Annotated in this window: 28 protein-coding genes; all 28 read left to right on the top strand. The window is 49.7% G+C overall.

Annotation, left to right across the window (positions count from 1 at the left end):
- Positions 1–318: 318 nt before the first annotated feature.
- The 28 genes from rpsJ to rplQ all read left to right on the top strand — a co-directional run bounded on the left by rpsJ (position 319) and on the right by rplQ (position 13,935).
- Complete coding sequence (gene rpsJ / locus ACRRUX_RS20295) at positions 319–630, top strand: 30S ribosomal protein S10 (RefSeq protein WP_011758333.1); 312 nt, start codon at positions 319–321, stop codon at positions 628–630.
- A 27-nt stretch (positions 631–657) separates the two neighbouring features.
- A complete protein-coding gene (rplC, locus tag ACRRUX_RS20290; RefSeq protein ID WP_432534030.1) occupies positions 658–1,296 on the top strand; it encodes a 50S ribosomal protein L3 in 639 nt (212 codons plus the stop codon).
- A gap of 17 nt (positions 1,297–1,313) precedes the next feature.
- On the top strand, positions 1,314–1,919 hold the full coding sequence (rplD, locus tag ACRRUX_RS20285; protein ID WP_432534028.1) for a 50S ribosomal protein L4: 606 nt from the start codon (positions 1,314–1,316) through the stop codon (positions 1,917–1,919).
- A complete protein-coding gene (gene rplW, locus ACRRUX_RS20280; RefSeq protein ID WP_432534026.1) occupies positions 1,916–2,218 on the top strand; it encodes a 50S ribosomal protein L23 in 303 nt (100 codons plus the stop codon). Before rplD ends, rplW begins: the two co-directional genes overlap by 4 nt.
- Before the next feature lie 11 nt (positions 2,219–2,229).
- The gene (gene rplB, locus ACRRUX_RS20275; RefSeq protein ID WP_432534024.1) at positions 2,230–3,054 is read left to right on the top strand and encodes a 50S ribosomal protein L2; all 825 of its coding nucleotides are present in this window, start codon (positions 2,230–2,232) and stop codon (positions 3,052–3,054) included.
- A gap of 14 nt (positions 3,055–3,068) precedes the next feature.
- Positions 3,069–3,347: a 30S ribosomal protein S19 gene (gene rpsS / locus ACRRUX_RS20270; RefSeq protein ID WP_011758338.1), complete on the top strand. Its 279-nt coding sequence runs from the start codon at positions 3,069–3,071 to the stop codon at positions 3,345–3,347.
- Positions 3,348–3,362: 15 nt separating this feature from the next.
- The gene (rplV, locus tag ACRRUX_RS20265; RefSeq protein WP_261923253.1) at positions 3,363–3,695 is read left to right on the top strand and encodes a 50S ribosomal protein L22; all 333 of its coding nucleotides are present in this window, start codon (positions 3,363–3,365) and stop codon (positions 3,693–3,695) included.
- A 9-nt stretch (positions 3,696–3,704) separates the two neighbouring features.
- Positions 3,705–4,394 carry a 30S ribosomal protein S3 gene (gene rpsC / locus ACRRUX_RS20260; protein ID WP_432534021.1) on the top strand — a complete coding sequence of 230 codons (690 nt, stop codon included), beginning with the start codon at positions 3,705–3,707 and terminating at the stop codon, positions 4,392–4,394.
- A gap of 11 nt (positions 4,395–4,405) precedes the next feature.
- The gene (rplP, locus tag ACRRUX_RS20255; protein WP_432534019.1) at positions 4,406–4,816 is read left to right on the top strand and encodes a 50S ribosomal protein L16; all 411 of its coding nucleotides are present in this window, start codon (positions 4,406–4,408) and stop codon (positions 4,814–4,816) included.
- Positions 4,816–5,007 (top strand): 50S ribosomal protein L29, encoded by a 192-nt coding sequence (gene rpmC / locus ACRRUX_RS20250; RefSeq protein WP_115134503.1) that lies wholly within the window; start codon positions 4,816–4,818, stop codon positions 5,005–5,007. Before rplP ends, rpmC begins: the two co-directional genes overlap by 1 nt.
- The gene (gene rpsQ / locus ACRRUX_RS20245; protein WP_432534017.1) at positions 5,007–5,255 is read left to right on the top strand and encodes a 30S ribosomal protein S17; all 249 of its coding nucleotides are present in this window, start codon (positions 5,007–5,009) and stop codon (positions 5,253–5,255) included. Before rpmC ends, rpsQ begins: the two co-directional genes overlap by 1 nt.
- A gap of 183 nt (positions 5,256–5,438) precedes the next feature.
- Positions 5,439–5,807 carry a 50S ribosomal protein L14 gene (gene rplN / locus ACRRUX_RS20240; RefSeq protein ID WP_011494644.1) on the top strand — a complete coding sequence of 123 codons (369 nt, stop codon included), beginning with the start codon at positions 5,439–5,441 and terminating at the stop codon, positions 5,805–5,807.
- A gap of 11 nt (positions 5,808–5,818) precedes the next feature.
- Positions 5,819–6,133: a 50S ribosomal protein L24 gene (rplX, locus tag ACRRUX_RS20235; RefSeq protein ID WP_432534015.1), complete on the top strand. Its 315-nt coding sequence runs from the start codon at positions 5,819–5,821 to the stop codon at positions 6,131–6,133.
- Between the two features lie 12 nt (positions 6,134–6,145).
- Positions 6,146–6,685 (top strand): 50S ribosomal protein L5, encoded by a 540-nt coding sequence (gene rplE / locus ACRRUX_RS20230; RefSeq protein WP_432534013.1) that lies wholly within the window; start codon positions 6,146–6,148, stop codon positions 6,683–6,685.
- Between the two features lie 10 nt (positions 6,686–6,695).
- Complete coding sequence (rpsN, locus tag ACRRUX_RS20225; protein ID WP_432534011.1) at positions 6,696–7,001, top strand: 30S ribosomal protein S14; 306 nt, start codon at positions 6,696–6,698, stop codon at positions 6,999–7,001.
- 24 nt (positions 7,002–7,025) lie between these two features.
- The gene (gene rpsH, locus ACRRUX_RS20220; RefSeq protein WP_432534009.1) at positions 7,026–7,418 is read left to right on the top strand and encodes a 30S ribosomal protein S8; all 393 of its coding nucleotides are present in this window, start codon (positions 7,026–7,028) and stop codon (positions 7,416–7,418) included.
- A gap of 11 nt (positions 7,419–7,429) precedes the next feature.
- Complete coding sequence (gene rplF / locus ACRRUX_RS20215) at positions 7,430–7,963, top strand: 50S ribosomal protein L6 (RefSeq protein WP_432534005.1); 534 nt, start codon at positions 7,430–7,432, stop codon at positions 7,961–7,963.
- A gap of 11 nt (positions 7,964–7,974) precedes the next feature.
- Entirely contained in the window at positions 7,975–8,325 is a 351-nt protein-coding gene (gene rplR / locus ACRRUX_RS20210; RefSeq protein ID WP_432534003.1) for a 50S ribosomal protein L18, read from the top strand.
- A 12-nt stretch (positions 8,326–8,337) separates the two neighbouring features.
- The gene (rpsE, locus tag ACRRUX_RS20205; RefSeq protein ID WP_432534001.1) at positions 8,338–8,841 is read left to right on the top strand and encodes a 30S ribosomal protein S5; all 504 of its coding nucleotides are present in this window, start codon (positions 8,338–8,340) and stop codon (positions 8,839–8,841) included.
- A gap of 6 nt (positions 8,842–8,847) precedes the next feature.
- A complete protein-coding gene (gene rpmD, locus ACRRUX_RS20200; protein WP_101057429.1) occupies positions 8,848–9,030 on the top strand; it encodes a 50S ribosomal protein L30 in 183 nt (60 codons plus the stop codon).
- 3 nt (positions 9,031–9,033) lie between these two features.
- Positions 9,034–9,468: a 50S ribosomal protein L15 gene (gene rplO, locus ACRRUX_RS20195; RefSeq protein WP_115134524.1), complete on the top strand. Its 435-nt coding sequence runs from the start codon at positions 9,034–9,036 to the stop codon at positions 9,466–9,468.
- 7 nt (positions 9,469–9,475) lie between these two features.
- Positions 9,476–10,816, top strand: coding sequence for a preprotein translocase subunit SecY (gene secY / locus ACRRUX_RS20190; RefSeq protein ID WP_432533999.1), 1,341 nt, complete (start codon positions 9,476–9,478; stop codon positions 10,814–10,816).
- Positions 10,817–10,838: 22 nt separating this feature from the next.
- Entirely contained in the window at positions 10,839–10,952 is a 114-nt protein-coding gene (gene rpmJ, locus ACRRUX_RS20185) for a 50S ribosomal protein L36 (RefSeq protein ID WP_011758355.1), read from the top strand.
- A gap of 116 nt (positions 10,953–11,068) precedes the next feature.
- Positions 11,069–11,425, top strand: coding sequence for a 30S ribosomal protein S13 (gene rpsM, locus ACRRUX_RS20180; RefSeq protein ID WP_432533996.1), 357 nt, complete (start codon positions 11,069–11,071; stop codon positions 11,423–11,425).
- Positions 11,426–11,441: 16 nt separating this feature from the next.
- Complete coding sequence (gene rpsK, locus ACRRUX_RS20175) at positions 11,442–11,834, top strand: 30S ribosomal protein S11 (protein WP_432533994.1); 393 nt, start codon at positions 11,442–11,444, stop codon at positions 11,832–11,834.
- A gap of 30 nt (positions 11,835–11,864) precedes the next feature.
- Positions 11,865–12,485, top strand: a complete 621-nt coding sequence (rpsD, locus tag ACRRUX_RS20170; RefSeq protein ID WP_432533992.1) for a 30S ribosomal protein S4 — start codon at positions 11,865–11,867, stop codon at positions 12,483–12,485.
- A gap of 24 nt (positions 12,486–12,509) precedes the next feature.
- Positions 12,510–13,499, top strand: coding sequence for a DNA-directed RNA polymerase subunit alpha (locus ACRRUX_RS20165; protein ID WP_432533990.1), 990 nt, complete (start codon positions 12,510–12,512; stop codon positions 13,497–13,499).
- A 40-nt stretch (positions 13,500–13,539) separates the two neighbouring features.
- On the top strand, positions 13,540–13,935 hold the full coding sequence (gene rplQ, locus ACRRUX_RS20160) for a 50S ribosomal protein L17 (RefSeq protein WP_432533988.1): 396 nt from the start codon (positions 13,540–13,542) through the stop codon (positions 13,933–13,935).
- Positions 13,936–14,007 lie beyond the last annotated feature (72 nt).

The raw sequence follows: 14,007 nt of genomic DNA, 5'->3' as shown, positions 1-14,007 counted from the left end.
GCCTGCTTGCAGGGTAGGGCGGTTTAAGAAAAAGTTGGCGCATTTGGAAAAAATCCGTATAATTCGCGCACTTTTGACGGTGAATGGCCAATATTGGCGACTATTCACACAGCGGGGTTGATCATTAGCGTCAGCTATGTATAATGTGCCCCTCGCTACTTTAAGTTAGCGACAGTTGGACGGCAAATCTGAGCCGCCGACTTAATTACAGCGACTCCGATTGGGAGTCGAATGGTTAAATCATCTCGCTCTGTCTTTCCAGTAATGGAAATGGCTAGAGGGTGATTTTTTATGTGTCCATTTTAGGAGCTCTGGTCAATGCAGAACCAAAGAATCCGTATCCGCTTGAAAGGATTTGATCATCGTTTGATTGATCAGTCAACCGCGGAAATCGTTGAAACTGCTAAACGTACTGGCGCCCAGGTACGTGGTCCTATCCCACTGCCTACTCGCAAAGAGCGTTTCACCGTTTTGATCTCTCCGCACGTTAATAAAGATGCTCGTGACCAATACGAACTGCGTACTCACAAGCGTCTGGTTGACATCGTTGAGCCTACCGAAAAGACCGTTGACGCCCTGATGCGTCTGGATCTTGCGGCTGGTGTAGATGTCCAGATTAGCTTGGGTTAATTGAGATCCTTTAGAGAGGTTTGAGAGATGGCTATCGGTCTTATTGGTCGTAAAGTGGGTATGACCCGCATCTTCACTGAAGATGGCGCGTCTATCCCTGTTACAGTAATTGAAGTGGAAGCGAACCGCGTGACTCAGGTTAAGACCCTGGAAAACGACGGTTACCGCGCACTTCAAGTTACTACCGGCACCAAAAAAGCCAATCGCATCACTAAGCCAGAAGCTGGCCACTTTGCCAAGGCGGGCGTTGAAGCCGGTCGTGGTCTGTGGGAAATGCGTCTGGCCGACGGTGAAGGCGAAGGCATTGAAGTTGGTGCTGAGCTGAAAGTTGATATCTTCGCTGACGTGGCGAAAGTAGATGTTACTGGTCAGTCTAAGGGTAAAGGTTTCCAGGGTGGCGTTAAGCGCTGGAACTTCCGTACTCAGGACATGACTCACGGTAACTCTCTGGCACACCGTGCTAACGGTTCTATCGGTCAGAACCAGACGCCAGGTCGTGTATTCAAAGGTAAGAAAATGTCAGGCCACATGGGTGCTGAGCAAGTTACCACTCAGAATCTGGACGTAGTACGTGTAGATGCAGAGCGTAACCTGCTGCTGGTTAAAGGTGCCGTTCCAGGCGCTACCAACGGTAACCTGATTATCAAGCCTGCCGTTAAAGCTTAAGGTCTGAGGAGATAGTAATGGAATTGGTATTGAAAGACGCTAACAGCGCTCTTGAAGTTTCCGAAACTACCTTCGGCCGTGACTTTAATGAAGCACTGGTTCACCAGGTAGTTGTAGCTTACGCTGCAAACGCACGTCAGGGCACTCGTGCTCAGAAGACTCGTGCAGAAGTTGTTGGCTCTGGTAAGAAGCCATGGCGCCAAAAAGGTACTGGCCGCGCTCGTGCGGGTGGTATCAAGGGCCCAGTATGGCGTGGAGGCGGTGTTTCTTTCGCTGCTAAGCCACAAGATCACAGCCAAAAAGTAAACAAAAAGATGTACCGCGGTGCTCTGATGAGCATTCTGTCTGAACTGGTACGTCAAGACCGTCTGATCGTTGTCGAGAAGTTCGGTGTTGAAGCTCCTAAAACTAAAGAGCTGAAAGCCAAGCTGAAAGAAATGGATCTGGAAGACGTGTTGATCGTTACTGCTGAAGTAGACGAGAACCTGTTCTTGGCAGCGCGTAACCTGTATAAGGTTGACGTACGTGACGTTGCTGGTATCGATCCAGTAAGCCTGATCGCGTTCGACAAAGTGCTGGTAACTGCTGATGCGGTTAAGCAAATCGAGGAGATGCTGGCATGATCCGCGAAGAACGTTTGCTAAAAGTTATTCTGGCTCCACACATCTCTGAAAAGAGCACCGTGGTTGCAGAAAAGACCAACACTGTAGTTTTCCGCGTAGCGATGGATGCCAACAAGGCTGAAATCAAAGCTGCTGTAGAAAAACTGTTCGAAGTTGAAGTAGCTGGTGTTCGCACTCTGGTTAACAAAGGTAAGACCAAGCGTCACGGTGCCCGTTTCGGTCGTCGTAGCGACTGGAAAAAGGCCTATGTGACCCTGGCTGCCGGTGCTGACATCGACTTCGTTGGCGCTGAAGCATAAGGAGATTACTCATGGCAATTGTTAAGTGTAAGCCAACTTCTCCAGGTCGTCGCCACGTAGTTAAAGTGGTGAATGCTGACCTGCACAAGGGTAAACCTTTTGCTGGCCTGCTGGCGAAGAAATCTAAGTCCGGTGGTCGTAACAACACCGGTCGTATCACTACCCGTCATATCGGTGGTGGTCACAAGCAACACTACCGTTTGATCGACTTCAAGCGTAACAAAGACGGTATCCCAGGTAAGATTGAGCGTTTGGAATATGATCCAAACCGTACCGCTCACATCGCTCTGGTACTGTACGCTGACGGTGAACGTCGTTACATCCTGGCTGCCAAAGGCATGAAGGCTGGTGACGTGATCAAGTCTGGTACCGATGCTGATATCAAAGTAGGTAACGCTCTGCCTCTGCGCAACATCCCAGTGGGTTCTGTAGTTCACGCTGTTGAGATGAAGCCAGGTAAAGGTGCTCAGATCGCTCGTTCTGCCGGTGCATACGTACAGGTAGTTGCGCGTGACAACGCTTACGCAACCCTGCGTCTGCGTTCTGGCGAAATGCGTAAAGTTCCAGTTGATTGCCGCGCCACCCTGGGTGAAGTCGGTAACGCTGAGCACATGCTGCGTCAACTGGGTAAAGCCGGTGCCAAGCGTTGGAGAGGCGTTCGCCCAACCGTTCGCGGTGTTGCAATGAACCCTGTAGATCACCCACATGGTGGTGGTGAAGGTCGTACTTCCGGTGGTCGTCACCCAGTGACTCCATGGGGCGTTCCAACCAAGGGTTACAAGACTCGCAGCAACAAGCGCACTGACAAGTACATTGTACGTCGTCGTAATAAGTAATAAGAGGATTCGCCATGCCACGTTCTCTCAAGAAAGGTCCATTCATTGACCTGCACTTGCTGAAGAAGGTAGAGAAAGCGGTAGAAGCGGGTGACAAAAAGCCTATCAAGACTTGGTCTCGCCGCTCAATGATCATCCCACAAATGATTGGGTTGACTATCGCTGTCCATAATGGTCGTCAGCACGTACCTGTGTTCGTTACTGACGAAATGATCGGCCACAAACTTGGTGAATTCTCACCAACTCGCACTTATCGCGGCCATGCTGCTGATAAGAAAGCGAAGAAGCGTTAATACGGGAGGAATAAGATGGAAGTTCTAGCTAAACATCGTTTTGCCCGTACGTCTCCGCAGAAGGCACGCTTGGTAGCTGACCAGATCCGCGGCCTGCCTGTTTCTAAGGCCCTGGAAATTCTGACTTTCAGCCCTAAGAAAGCAGCCGTACTGGTAAAGAAAGTCGTTGACTCTGCTATCGCAAACGCCGAGCACAACGAAGGCGCTGACATTGATGAGCTGAAAGTAGCTAAGGTTTTCGTAGATGAAGGCCCAGTTATGAAGCGCATCATGCCACGTGCGAAAGGTCGTGCCGATCGTATCATCAAGCGTACCAGCCACATCACTGTGGTTGTATCAGATCGCTAGGAGAGAGCAATGGGACAGAAAGTACATCCTAATGGTATCCGTCTGGGTATCACTAAGCCTTGGATCTCTACCTGGTACGCAGATGGCTCAGACTATGCAAATAATCTGAACAGCGACTGGGAAGTGCGCAAGTTTCTGGAAAAGAAACTGAAAGCCGCTTCAGTATCCAAGATCGTTATCGAACGCCCAGCGAAAAGCATCCGCGTTACCATCCACACTGCCCGTCCAGGCGTTGTGATTGGTAAGAAAGGTGAAGACGTTGAAGTATTGCGTGCGGAAGTTGCCCGTATCACTGGCACTCCTGCTCAAATCAACATCGCTGAGATCCGTAAGCCTGAACTGGACGCTAAGCTGGTAGCTGATTCTATCGCTCAGCAGCTGGAGCGTCGCGTTATGTTCCGTCGTGCTATGAAGCGCGCTGTACAGAACGCTATGCGTATCGGTGCCCAAGGTATCAAAGTTGAAGTTAGTGGCCGTTTAGGCGGCGCTGAAATTGCGCGTTCCGAGTGGTACCGTGAAGGCCGTGTGCCTTTGCATACCCTGCGTGCTGACATCGACTATGCGACTTCTGAGAGCCACACCCAATATGGTGTGATCGGCATTAAAGTTTGGATCTTCAAAGGTGAAGTTCTGGACGGTATGCTGCCTCAGATCGAAGAGCCGAAGCAGCAGCCTAAGCGCAAGCCTCGTAACAAGTAGGAGAGCCCGCAATGCTGCAACCTAAACGTATGAAGTTCCGTAAGATGCACAAAGGCCGTAACCGCGGTCTGGCTGCAGGCACTGAAGTAAGCTTCGGTACCTTCGGTCTGAAAGCAGTTGGCCGTGGCCGTTTGACTGCACGTCAGATTGAATCTGCGCGTCGTGCTATGACACGTCATATTAAACGTCAAGGCAAAATCTGGATCCGTGTGTTTCCGGACAAGCCAATTACCTCTAAGCCTCTTGAAGTGCGTATGGGTAAAGGTAAAGGTAACGTTGAATACTGGGTATGCCAGATTCAGCCTGGTAAGGTACTCTACGAAATGAACGGCGTTTCTGAAGAGCTGGCTCGCGAAGCTTTCGCACTGGCTGCTGCTAAACTGCCAATCAAGACTACCTTCGTAACTAAGACGGTGATGTAATGAAAGCGAGCGAACTGAGAGAAAAGAGCGTTGAAGAACTGAACGCTGAATTACTTGGTCTGCTGCGTGAGCAGTTCAACCTGCGTATGCAACACGCCACTGGTCAGCTGAGCCAAACTCACCAGCTGAAGACAGTGCGCCGTAACATTGCGCGTGTTAAGACCATTATTACTTCTAAGGCGGGTGCATAATGTCTGACAAAATCCGTACTTTGCAGGGTCGCGTGACCAGCAACAAAATGGACAAGTCCATCACTGTTGCTGTTGAGCGTCAGGTGAAACACCCTATCTATGGTAAGTACATCAAGCGTACTACCAAGATCCACGCCCACGATGAACTGAACCAGTGTAACGAAGGCGATGTAGTCACTATCCGTGAATGCCGCCCTCTGTCCAAGACCAAGTCTTGGACCCTGGTAGACGTAGTGGTAAAAGCCTAATCGTAAGATAGGCATCTAGGTAAACGGCTCCGAATTTTTGGGGCCGTTTGTTTTTTAATACTACCAAACCCCAAAGTATGGTGTTATACTTGCGCGCCATTTTTGACCAATTTCGGCAAGAATGGGCTTATATATCACCCCGTGTTGGGGAATTTGTGTAGTAACGATAGCGGAGCACTTAAAATGATCCAAATGCAATCGACTCTGGACGTCGCATGTAACAGTGGCGCTCGCAGAGTTCAGTGTATTAAGGTCTTGGGTGGCTCTCATCGTCGTTATGCCGGTATCGGCGACATCATCAAGGTTTCTGTTAAGGAAGCTATTCCTCGCGCTAAAGCGAAGAAAGGTGATGTGTATAACGCGGTGGTAGTCCGTACTAAGAAAGGCGTACGTCGTCCAGACGGTTCTGTCATTCGCTTCGATCGGAATGCAGCGGTTCTGCTGAATGCAAACCTTGCACCGATTGGTACTCGTATTTTCGGACCAGTGACTCGTGAATTGCGTACTGAGCAGTTCATGAAGATTGTATCGCTGGCACCAGAAGTACTGTAAGGAGCTTCAAAATGGCAGCAAAAATCCGTCGTCAAGACGAAGTAGTTGTACTGGCAGGTAAAGACAAGGGCAAAACCGGTAAGGTTTCCCAGGTTCTGCCTACTGGTAAGGTGATTGTTGAAGGCATCAATCTGGTTAAGAAGCACACTAAGCCTAACCCACAACTGGGTGTGACTGGTGGCATCGTTGAGAAAGAAGCCCCGATTCAAGCATCAAATGTAGCGATCGTAAACCCTGCCACTGGCAAGGCTGATCGTGTTGGTTTCCGATTTGAAGATGGCAAGAAAGTGCGTTTCTTCAAGTCGAACGGTGAACTCGTTAAGTAATTGGAGTAAACGATGGCGAAACTGCATGATAAATACAAAGAGACTGTTATCGCTGAACTGACTAAAAAGTTCGGTTATACCAGTGTCATGCAAGTCCCTCGGATTGAGAAAATCACCCTGAACATGGGTGTTGGCGAAGCCGTTGCAGACAAGAAAATCATGGAAAATGCTGTCCGTGATATGACTGCAATCGCTGGCCAGAAGCCAGTAGTGACTGTTGCTCGTAAGTCAGTTGCCGGCTTCAAGATCCGTGAAGGCTACCCTATTGGTTGTAAAGTCACTCTGCGCGGCGAGCGCATGTGGGAATTCTTTGAGCGTTTGGTTGACATCGCTATCCCACGTATCCGTGACTTCCGCGGTCTGAGCGCTAAGTCGTTCGACGGTCGTGGTAACTACGCTATGGGCGTTCGTGAGCAAATCATTTTCCCAGAAATTGATTACGACAAAATCGACAAGATTCGTGGTATGGATATCGTTATCACTACCTCTGCGAAGACTGACGAAGAAGGTCGTGCTCTGTTAGACGCTTTTAACTTCCCATTCAAAAAGTAAGGGTAGCGTAATGGCAAAACAATCAATGAAAGCACGTGAAGCTAAGCGTGCAGTACTCGTGGCCAAGTACGCTGAAAAGCGTGCAGCTCTGAAAGCTATCATCAGCAGCCCAGAGTCTTCTGACGAAGCTCGTTGGGATGCAGTAATGCAGCTGCAAGCTCTACCACGTGATTCCAGCGCAAGCCGTAAGCGCAACCGCTGTAATCAAACTGGTCGCCCACATGGTGTTCTGCGTAAGTTCGGCCTGAGCCGTATCAAACTGCGTGAAGCAACCATGCGTGGTGAAGTTCCTGGTCTGCGTAAGGCCAGCTGGTAAGCACTTGTCACGGAGTAAGCTAATATGAGCATGCAAGATCCTATTGCGGATATGTTGACCCGTATCCGTAACGGCCAAGCTGCTAACAAAGTATCTGTGAAGATGCCTTCTGCCAAGCTGAAAGTAGCTATCGCTAAGCTGCTGAAAGACGAAGGTTATATCACTGACTACGCTGTAGCAGGTGAAGCCAAGCCTGAACTGGAAATCACTCTGAAGTATTTCCAAGGCAAACCAGTTGTTGAGACTATCCAGCGTGTAAGCCGTCCTGGTCTGCGTATTTACAAAGGTAAAGACGAGCTGCCAAAGGTTATGGGCGGTCTGGGTGTCGCAATCGTGTCCACTTCTAAAGGCCTGATGACTGATCGTGCCGCCCGCCTTGCAGGCATGGGTGGTGAGGTTATCTGCTACGTAGCGTAAGGAGCTAGGAAATGTCTCGTGTAGCAAAAGCACCAGTCACTATCCCAGCTGGCGTAGAGGTGACTTTGAATGGTCAGGAAATTACCGTTAAAGGCGGTAAGGGTACTCTGACTCGAGTAATCAACAGTGCTGTAGCAGTGGTTGTTGAAGATAACCAAATCAAGTTTGGTCCAGTTGAAGGCGTTGAAGGTGCATGGGCTCAGGCCGGTACTGCTCGCGCTCTGATTAACAACATGGTTATCGGTGTATCTGAAGGTTTCGTTAAGAAGCTGAAGCTGATCGGTGTAGGTTACCGTGCCAAGATCGTTGGCAACGGTGTTGACCTGACTCTCGGTTTCTCACACCCACTGGTTCACACTCTGCCTGCTGGCGTAACTGCAGAATGCCCAAGCCAAACTGACATCGTCCTGAGCGGCGTTGATAAGCAGTTGGTTGGCCAGGTTGCTGCAGAAATTCGTGGTTACCGTCCACCTGAACCTTATAAGGGTAAGGGTGTTCGTTACGAAGACGAAAATGTACGCCGTAAAGAGGCTAAGAAGAAGTAAGGTAACGCGATATGGATAAGAAACAATCTCGCTTGCGCCGCGCCACTCGCGCTCGCAAGAAGATCCAAGAGCTGGGCGCAAACCGTCTGGTTGTACATCGTACTCCGCGTCACATTTACGCTCAGGTTATCAGCCCTGAAGCTGTAGTAATTGCAGCTGCTTCTACTGCTGAAAAAGCAGTAAAAGAAGGTCTGAAGTATACCGGTAACGTAGACGCAGCCAAGGCAGTGGGTAAGGCCGTTGCTGAACGCGCGATCGAAAAAGGCGTGACTGTTGTTGCCTTCGATCGTTCTGGTTTCAAGTATCACGGTCGTGTAGCTGCGCTGGCAGATGCTGCTCGTGAAGCTGGCCTCCAGTTCTAAGGGGTTTATACAATGGCTAAAGTAGAAGCTCAGCAAAAAGACGATCTGCAAGAAAAACTGATTGCAGTAAATCGTGTTTCTAAAGTAGTTAAGGGCGGCCGTATTTTCAGCTTCACTGCACTGACTGTAGTTGGTGATGGCGCTGGTAAGGTTGGCTATGGCTACGGTAAAGCGCGCGAAGTTCCAGCTGCTATTCAAAAGGCAATGGAAAAGGCTCGCCGCAACATGGTGAACGTAGAACTGAACGAAGGCACTCTGCACCATCCAGTGAAGGGTCGTCACTCTGGTTCTCGCGTATACATGCAACCTGCGTCTCAAGGTACCGGTATTATTGCCGGTGGTGCGATGCGCGCCGTATTGGAAGTGGCAGGCGTTCATAACGTTCTGTCTAAAGCATACGGTTCTACTAACCCGATCAACATCGTACGTGCAACTGTTGACGCTCTGGTACATATGAAGTCACCAGCGCAGATCGCAGCCAAGCGTGGCCTGAATGTTGACGAAATTCGGGGGTAATGCACCATGGCAACTAAGACTATTAAAGTAACTCAGACCAAGAGTGCTATTGGCCGTCTGCCTAAGCACAAAGCGACTCTGACAGGCCTGGGCCTGCGTCGCATCGGTCACACTGTTGAACTGGAAGATACTCCAGCTATTCGCGGTATGATCAACAAGGTCTACTACATGGTTAAGGTGGAGGATTAATCAATGAAATTGAATACTCTTTCCCCAGCTGCAGGTTCTAAATCTGCTCCTAAGCGTGTAGGCCGTGGTATTGGTTCTGGCTTGGGCAAGACTGCTGGTCGCGGTCACAAGGGTCAAAAATCTCGTAGCGGCGGCGGTGTTCGCGTTGGCTTCGAGGGTGGTCAGATGCCACTGAAGATCCGTCTGCCTAAGTTCGGTTTTACCTCTCGCACTGCGATGGTAACCGCGGAAGTTCGCGTAGGTGAGCTGGCTAAAGTAAACGGTGATGTTATCGACCTGAACGCACTGAAAGATGCGAACGTGATTACTCGCAACATCCAGTTTGCGAAAATCGTTCTTTCAGGTACCATTGAGCGCCCAGTGACCGTTAAAGGTCTGAAGGTAACCAAAGGTGCACGTGCAGCTATCGAAGCTGCCGGCGGTAAGATCGAGGAATAATACGTCGATGGCAAAACCAGGACTGGATTTAAAAAGCGCGAAGGGCGGTCTGTCTGAATTGAAGGCCCGTCTCTTGTTCGTGATTGGTGCAATCATCGTCTTTCGGGCGGGTTCGTTTGTACCAATTCCTGGTATTGACGCTGCTGTATTAGCCGAGCTGTTCGCTCAGCAGAAGGGAACCATCCTGGGCATGTTTAACATGTTCTCGGGTGGTGCCCTTGAGCGTGCCTCTATCTTTGCATTGGGTATCATGCCGTACATTTCGGCGTCGATTATCATGCAATTGCTGACTGTTGTGCATCCTGCACTGGCCGAACTGAAGAAGGAAGGTGAGTCAGGACGTAAGAAAATCAGTCAGTACACTCGATGGGGTACGCTGGTGTTGGGTACGTTCCAGTCGATCGGTATCGCAACCGGATTACCAAACTTGGTGCCTGGCCTAGTGGTCAACCCAGGTTTTGGTTTTTATTTCGTTGCGGTAGTGAGCTTGGTCACCGGAACTATGTTCCTGATGTGGCTGGGTGAACAGATTACCGAGCGGGGCATTGGAAACGGTATTTCGATCCTGATTTTTGCAGGTATCGTTGCTGGTTTGCCCTCTGCTATCGGCCAAACTGCCGAGCAGGCGCGTCAAGGCGATTTGAATGTACTGGTGCTGCTGTTAATTGCAGTCATTGTATTTGCAGTAACTTATTTCGTGGTGTTTGTGGAGCGTGGTCAACGTCGTATCGTCGTGAACTATGCCAAGCGTCAGCAGGGCCGTAAGGTGTTTGCAGCGCAATCCACCCACTTGCCGCTGAAAGTCAACATGGCGGGTGTTATCCCTCCTATTTTTGCGTCCAGCATCATTCTGTTCCCTGGAACCCTGGCTCAGTGGTTCGGGCAGAATGAGTCCATGTCATGGTTGAGCGATTTCTCGCTGGCTGTGTCTCCAGGACAACCGCTGTACTCATTGTTGTACGCTGCTGCAATTATCTTCTTCTGTTTCTTCTATACCGCGTTGGTGTTTAATCCACGTGAAACAGCAGACAATCTGAAGAAGAGTGGTGCATTCATTCCCGGGATCCGTCCTGGAGAACAGACTTCGCGTTACATTGATAAAGTAATGACCCGACTGACTCTGGCCGGTGCGTTATACATTACCTTTATCTGTTTAATTCCGGAGTTCATGCTTATCACTTGGAAGGTACAGTTCTATTTTGGCGGTACCTCACTGCTGATTATGGTGGTAGTGATCATGGACTTCATGGCTCAGGTTCAGACCCATATGATGTCTCATCAATATGAGTCTGTAATGAAAAAAGCCAACTTGGTGAACAAAGCGAATCTTGATCGCTTTGGTCGCTAATCTGGCTTAACGGAGTGGTGAAATGAAAGTTCGTGCTTCCGTGAAGAAGATCTGCCGTAACTGCAAGATCATCAAGCGTAGTGGCGTTGTACGCGTTATCTGTGTTGAACCAAAACACAAACAGCGTCAAGGCTAAAAAAATCTGGCCAGCTCCTCTCATTGAGGGCTGGCCAAAAAATGATTGCAAACCCGTCATCTGTCGAGTATCCTTTCGGGCTTTTCACAGATGGCCTTTAACTTAAGGAGTGCATAGTGGCCCGTATCGCTGGCATTAACATTCCTGATCATAAGCACACAGTCATTGCATTGACTGCTATCTACGGTATCGGTCGTACTCGCGCTCAAGCTATTTGCGCGGCTACTGCTATTGCCGAAGACGCTAAGATCAAGGAACTGAGCGAAGCTCAAATCGATACCCTGCGCGAAGAAGTTGCCAAATACACAGTAGAAGGTGACTTGCGTCGTGAGGTTTCCATGAACATCAAGCGTCTGATGGACCTTGGTTGTTACCGTGGCCTCCGTCATCGTCGTAGCCTGCCCCTGCGTGGGCAACGTACTAAGACCAATGCGCGTACCCGCAAAGGTCCACGTAAACCAATCAAGAAGTAACGGGAAGGTAGTATAAATGGCTAAAGTTCCGTCACGTTCTCCGCGTAAGCGCGTACGTAAGCAGGTTGCTGATGGCATGGCGCACATCCATGCGTCTTTCAACAACACAATTGTGACTATCACCGATCGTCAAGGTAATGCTCTGGCTTGGGCAACTGCCGGTGGTTCAGGTTTCCGTGGTTCACGTAAATCTACCCCGTTTGCTGCACAGGTTGCTGCTGAGCGCGCAGGTACTGCTGCTCAGGACTACGGCGTTAAGAACCTTGAAGTGTTTGTGAAGGGTCCAGGTCCAGGTCGTGAATCAGCCATTCGTGCGCTGAACGCAGTTGGTTACAAAATTACCAACATTACCGATGTGACTCCGATCCCTCATAACGGTTGTCGCCCACCTAAAAAGCGTCGTGTGTAACGCGCTCTATAGGATAGTTGGAGAAAGATAATGGCAAGATACTTGGGTCCTAAGCTCAAGCTCAGCCGCCGTGAAGGTACAGATCTGTTCCTGAAGAGCGGTGTGAGAGCAATTGATTCGAAGTGTAAGCTTGAAGCTGCACCTGGTCAGCACGGCGCTCGTAAGCCTCGTCTGTCTGAGTACGGTTTACAGCTGCGCGAGAAGCAAAAAGTTCGTCGTATTTACGGTGTGCTGGAAAAGCAATTCCGTAACTACTATAAAGAAGCTGCACGTCTGAAAGGCAACACTGGTGAGAACCTGCTGCAACTTTTGGAAACCCGTCTGGATAACGTAGTTTATCGTATGGGCTTTGGTGCGACACGTGCAGAAGCACGTCAGCTGGTTAGCCATAAGTCTGTTATGGTAAACGGTCGTGTTGTTAACATTCCGTCATTCAAAGTGTCTGCGAATGATGTAGTAAGCATCCGTGAAAAGTCACAGAAGCAAGCTCGTATTAAAGCTGCTCTGGAACTGGCTGGTTCACGTGAGAAGCCTACATGGATTGAAGTAGATGCCGCTAAGATGGAAGGTGCTTTCAAGCGCATTCCAGAGCGTAGCGATTTGTCTGCGGAAATTAACGAACAGCTGATCGTCGAGCTTTACTCTAAGTAAGGCTAACAAACAAGAGAGGACACAATGCAGGGTTCTGTTACAGAATTTCTTAAACCGCGTCTCGTTGATATCGAGCAGGTTAACCCAACTCGTGCCAAGGTGACTCTGGAGCCGCTTGAGCGTGGTTTCGGTCACACTCTGGGTAACGCGTTGCGTCGCATCCTTTTGTCGTCTATGCCCGGCTGCGCGGTTACCGAAGTCGAGATCGATGGCGTGCTGCATGAATACAGCAGCAAGGAAGGCGTACAAGAAGATATCCTTGAGATCTTGTTGAACCTGAAAGGTTTGGCCGTGATCATCGAGGGTAAAGACGAGGCTATGCTCTCTCTGAGCAAGTCCGGCGCAGGCCCTGTCACCGCAGCAGATATCACTCACGATGGTGATGTTACCATCATGAATCCTGATCATGTTATCTGTCATCTGACAGGTAACCATGACATCAGCATGCGTATCCGCGTTGAGCGTGGTCGTGGTTATGTACCGGCTTCTGCCCGTGCACAAACTGAAGACGATGATCGCCCAATTGGTCGTCTGCTGGTTGATGCTTCTTTCTCACCAGTTGCCCGCATTGCATACAATGTTGAAGCGGCTCGTGTAGAACAGCGTACTGATCTGGACAAGCTGGTAATCGATATGACCACTAACGGTACTATCGACCCGGAGGAAGCTATCCGTCGTTCTGCGACCATTTTGGCTGAACAGCTGGATGCGTTTGTTGAACTGCGTGATGTTTCTGAGCCAGAGCAGAAGGAAGAGAAGCCAGAATTCGATCCGATTCTGTTGCGTCCTGTCGACGATTTAGAGCTAACTGTACGTTCGGCTAACTGTCTGAAGGCCGAAGCGATTCATTACATCGGTGATCTGGTACAGCGCACTGAAGTTGAGCTGCTCAAGACTCCTAACCTGGGTAAGAAGTCTCTTACCGAGATCAAGGACGTGTTGGCATCTCGCGGACTGTCGTTAGGTATGCGTCTGGAAAACTGGCCTCCAGCCAGCTTGGCAGACGACCTATAAGTCCCAGGTTTGTACAGATTTAGGTAATAAGGATTAGGTCATGCGCCATCGTAAGAGTGGTCGTCAACTTAACCGCAACAGCAGCCATCGCCAAGCTATGTTCCGTAACATGGCATCTTCACTGGTACGTCATGAAATCATCAAGACTACTGTTGTGAAGGCGAAAGAACTGCGTCGCGTAGTTGAGCCTCTGATAACACTTGCTAAAAGTGACAGCGTTGCAAATCGTCGTTTGGCGTTTGCTCGTACCCGCGATCAAGAAGTCGTAGGTAAACTGTTTAATGAATTGGGTCCACGCTACCAGGAACGTCCTGGTGGTTACACCCGTATCCTGAAGTGCGGTCTGCGTGCCGGTGATAAAGCCCCTATGGCTTACATCGAGCTGGTAGGTCGCCCAGAAGCTGCTCAGGCTGTTGACGCCGAAGCTGCTGAGTAATCTCAGGCTACAAAAAAAGACCGGACTTTAATGTCCGGTTTTTTTATACCCCAAAAAGTACAATGATGGGTG

The sequence above is a fragment of the Shewanella sp. GXUN23E genome, from assembly GCF_050865035.1.
Taxonomy (GTDB): domain Bacteria; phylum Pseudomonadota; class Gammaproteobacteria; order Enterobacterales; family Shewanellaceae; genus Shewanella.
The sequence above is the reverse complement of the archived record's forward strand: the minus strand, read 5'-3'. Positions and strand labels throughout refer to the sequence as shown.

Bases quoted from the DNA above. Each gene is read 5' to 3' on its own strand.
- rplE (WP_432534013.1), top strand. From the start codon at position 6,146: ATGGCGAAACTGCATGATAAATACAAAGAGACTGTTATCGCTGAACTG.
- rpsQ (WP_432534017.1), top strand. From the start codon at position 5,007: ATGTCTGACAAAATCCGTACTTTGCAGGGTCGCGTGACCAGCAACAAA.
- rplB (WP_432534024.1), top strand. From the start codon at position 2,230: ATGGCAATTGTTAAGTGTAAGCCAACTTCTCCAGGTCGTCGCCACGTA.
- rplN (WP_011494644.1), top strand. From the start codon at position 5,439: ATGATCCAAATGCAATCGACTCTGGACGTCGCATGTAACAGTGGCGCT.
- rplR (WP_432534003.1), top strand. From the start codon at position 7,975: ATGGATAAGAAACAATCTCGCTTGCGCCGCGCCACTCGCGCTCGCAAG.
- rpsC (WP_432534021.1), top strand. From the start codon at position 3,705: ATGGGACAGAAAGTACATCCTAATGGTATCCGTCTGGGTATCACTAAG.
- rpsJ (WP_011758333.1), top strand. From the start codon at position 319: ATGCAGAACCAAAGAATCCGTATCCGCTTGAAAGGATTTGATCATCGT.
- secY (WP_432533999.1), top strand. From the start codon at position 9,476: ATGGCAAAACCAGGACTGGATTTAAAAAGCGCGAAGGGCGGTCTGTCT.
- rplP (WP_432534019.1), top strand. From the start codon at position 4,406: ATGCTGCAACCTAAACGTATGAAGTTCCGTAAGATGCACAAAGGCCGT.
- rpsN (WP_432534011.1), top strand. From the start codon at position 6,696: ATGGCAAAACAATCAATGAAAGCACGTGAAGCTAAGCGTGCAGTACTC.
- rpsE (WP_432534001.1), top strand. From the start codon at position 8,338: ATGGCTAAAGTAGAAGCTCAGCAAAAAGACGATCTGCAAGAAAAACTG.
- rpmD (WP_101057429.1), top strand. From the start codon at position 8,848: ATGGCAACTAAGACTATTAAAGTAACTCAGACCAAGAGTGCTATTGGC.
- ACRRUX_RS20165 (WP_432533990.1), top strand. From the start codon at position 12,510: ATGCAGGGTTCTGTTACAGAATTTCTTAAACCGCGTCTCGTTGATATC.
- rpsS (WP_011758338.1), top strand. From the start codon at position 3,069: ATGCCACGTTCTCTCAAGAAAGGTCCATTCATTGACCTGCACTTGCTG.
- rpmC (WP_115134503.1), top strand. From the start codon at position 4,816: ATGAAAGCGAGCGAACTGAGAGAAAAGAGCGTTGAAGAACTGAACGCT.
- rpmJ (WP_011758355.1), top strand. From the start codon at position 10,839: ATGAAAGTTCGTGCTTCCGTGAAGAAGATCTGCCGTAACTGCAAGATC.
- rplF (WP_432534005.1), top strand. From the start codon at position 7,430: ATGTCTCGTGTAGCAAAAGCACCAGTCACTATCCCAGCTGGCGTAGAG.
- rplW (WP_432534026.1), top strand. From the start codon at position 1,916: ATGATCCGCGAAGAACGTTTGCTAAAAGTTATTCTGGCTCCACACATC.
- rplD (WP_432534028.1), top strand. From the start codon at position 1,314: ATGGAATTGGTATTGAAAGACGCTAACAGCGCTCTTGAAGTTTCCGAA.
- rpsK (WP_432533994.1), top strand. From the start codon at position 11,442: ATGGCTAAAGTTCCGTCACGTTCTCCGCGTAAGCGCGTACGTAAGCAG.
- rplV (WP_261923253.1), top strand. From the start codon at position 3,363: ATGGAAGTTCTAGCTAAACATCGTTTTGCCCGTACGTCTCCGCAGAAG.
- rplQ (WP_432533988.1), top strand. From the start codon at position 13,540: ATGCGCCATCGTAAGAGTGGTCGTCAACTTAACCGCAACAGCAGCCAT.
- rplO (WP_115134524.1), top strand. From the start codon at position 9,034: ATGAAATTGAATACTCTTTCCCCAGCTGCAGGTTCTAAATCTGCTCCT.
- rplX (WP_432534015.1), top strand. From the start codon at position 5,819: ATGGCAGCAAAAATCCGTCGTCAAGACGAAGTAGTTGTACTGGCAGGT.
- rpsH (WP_432534009.1), top strand. From the start codon at position 7,026: ATGAGCATGCAAGATCCTATTGCGGATATGTTGACCCGTATCCGTAAC.
- rplC (WP_432534030.1), top strand. From the start codon at position 658: ATGGCTATCGGTCTTATTGGTCGTAAAGTGGGTATGACCCGCATCTTC.
- rpsD (WP_432533992.1), top strand. From the start codon at position 11,865: ATGGCAAGATACTTGGGTCCTAAGCTCAAGCTCAGCCGCCGTGAAGGT.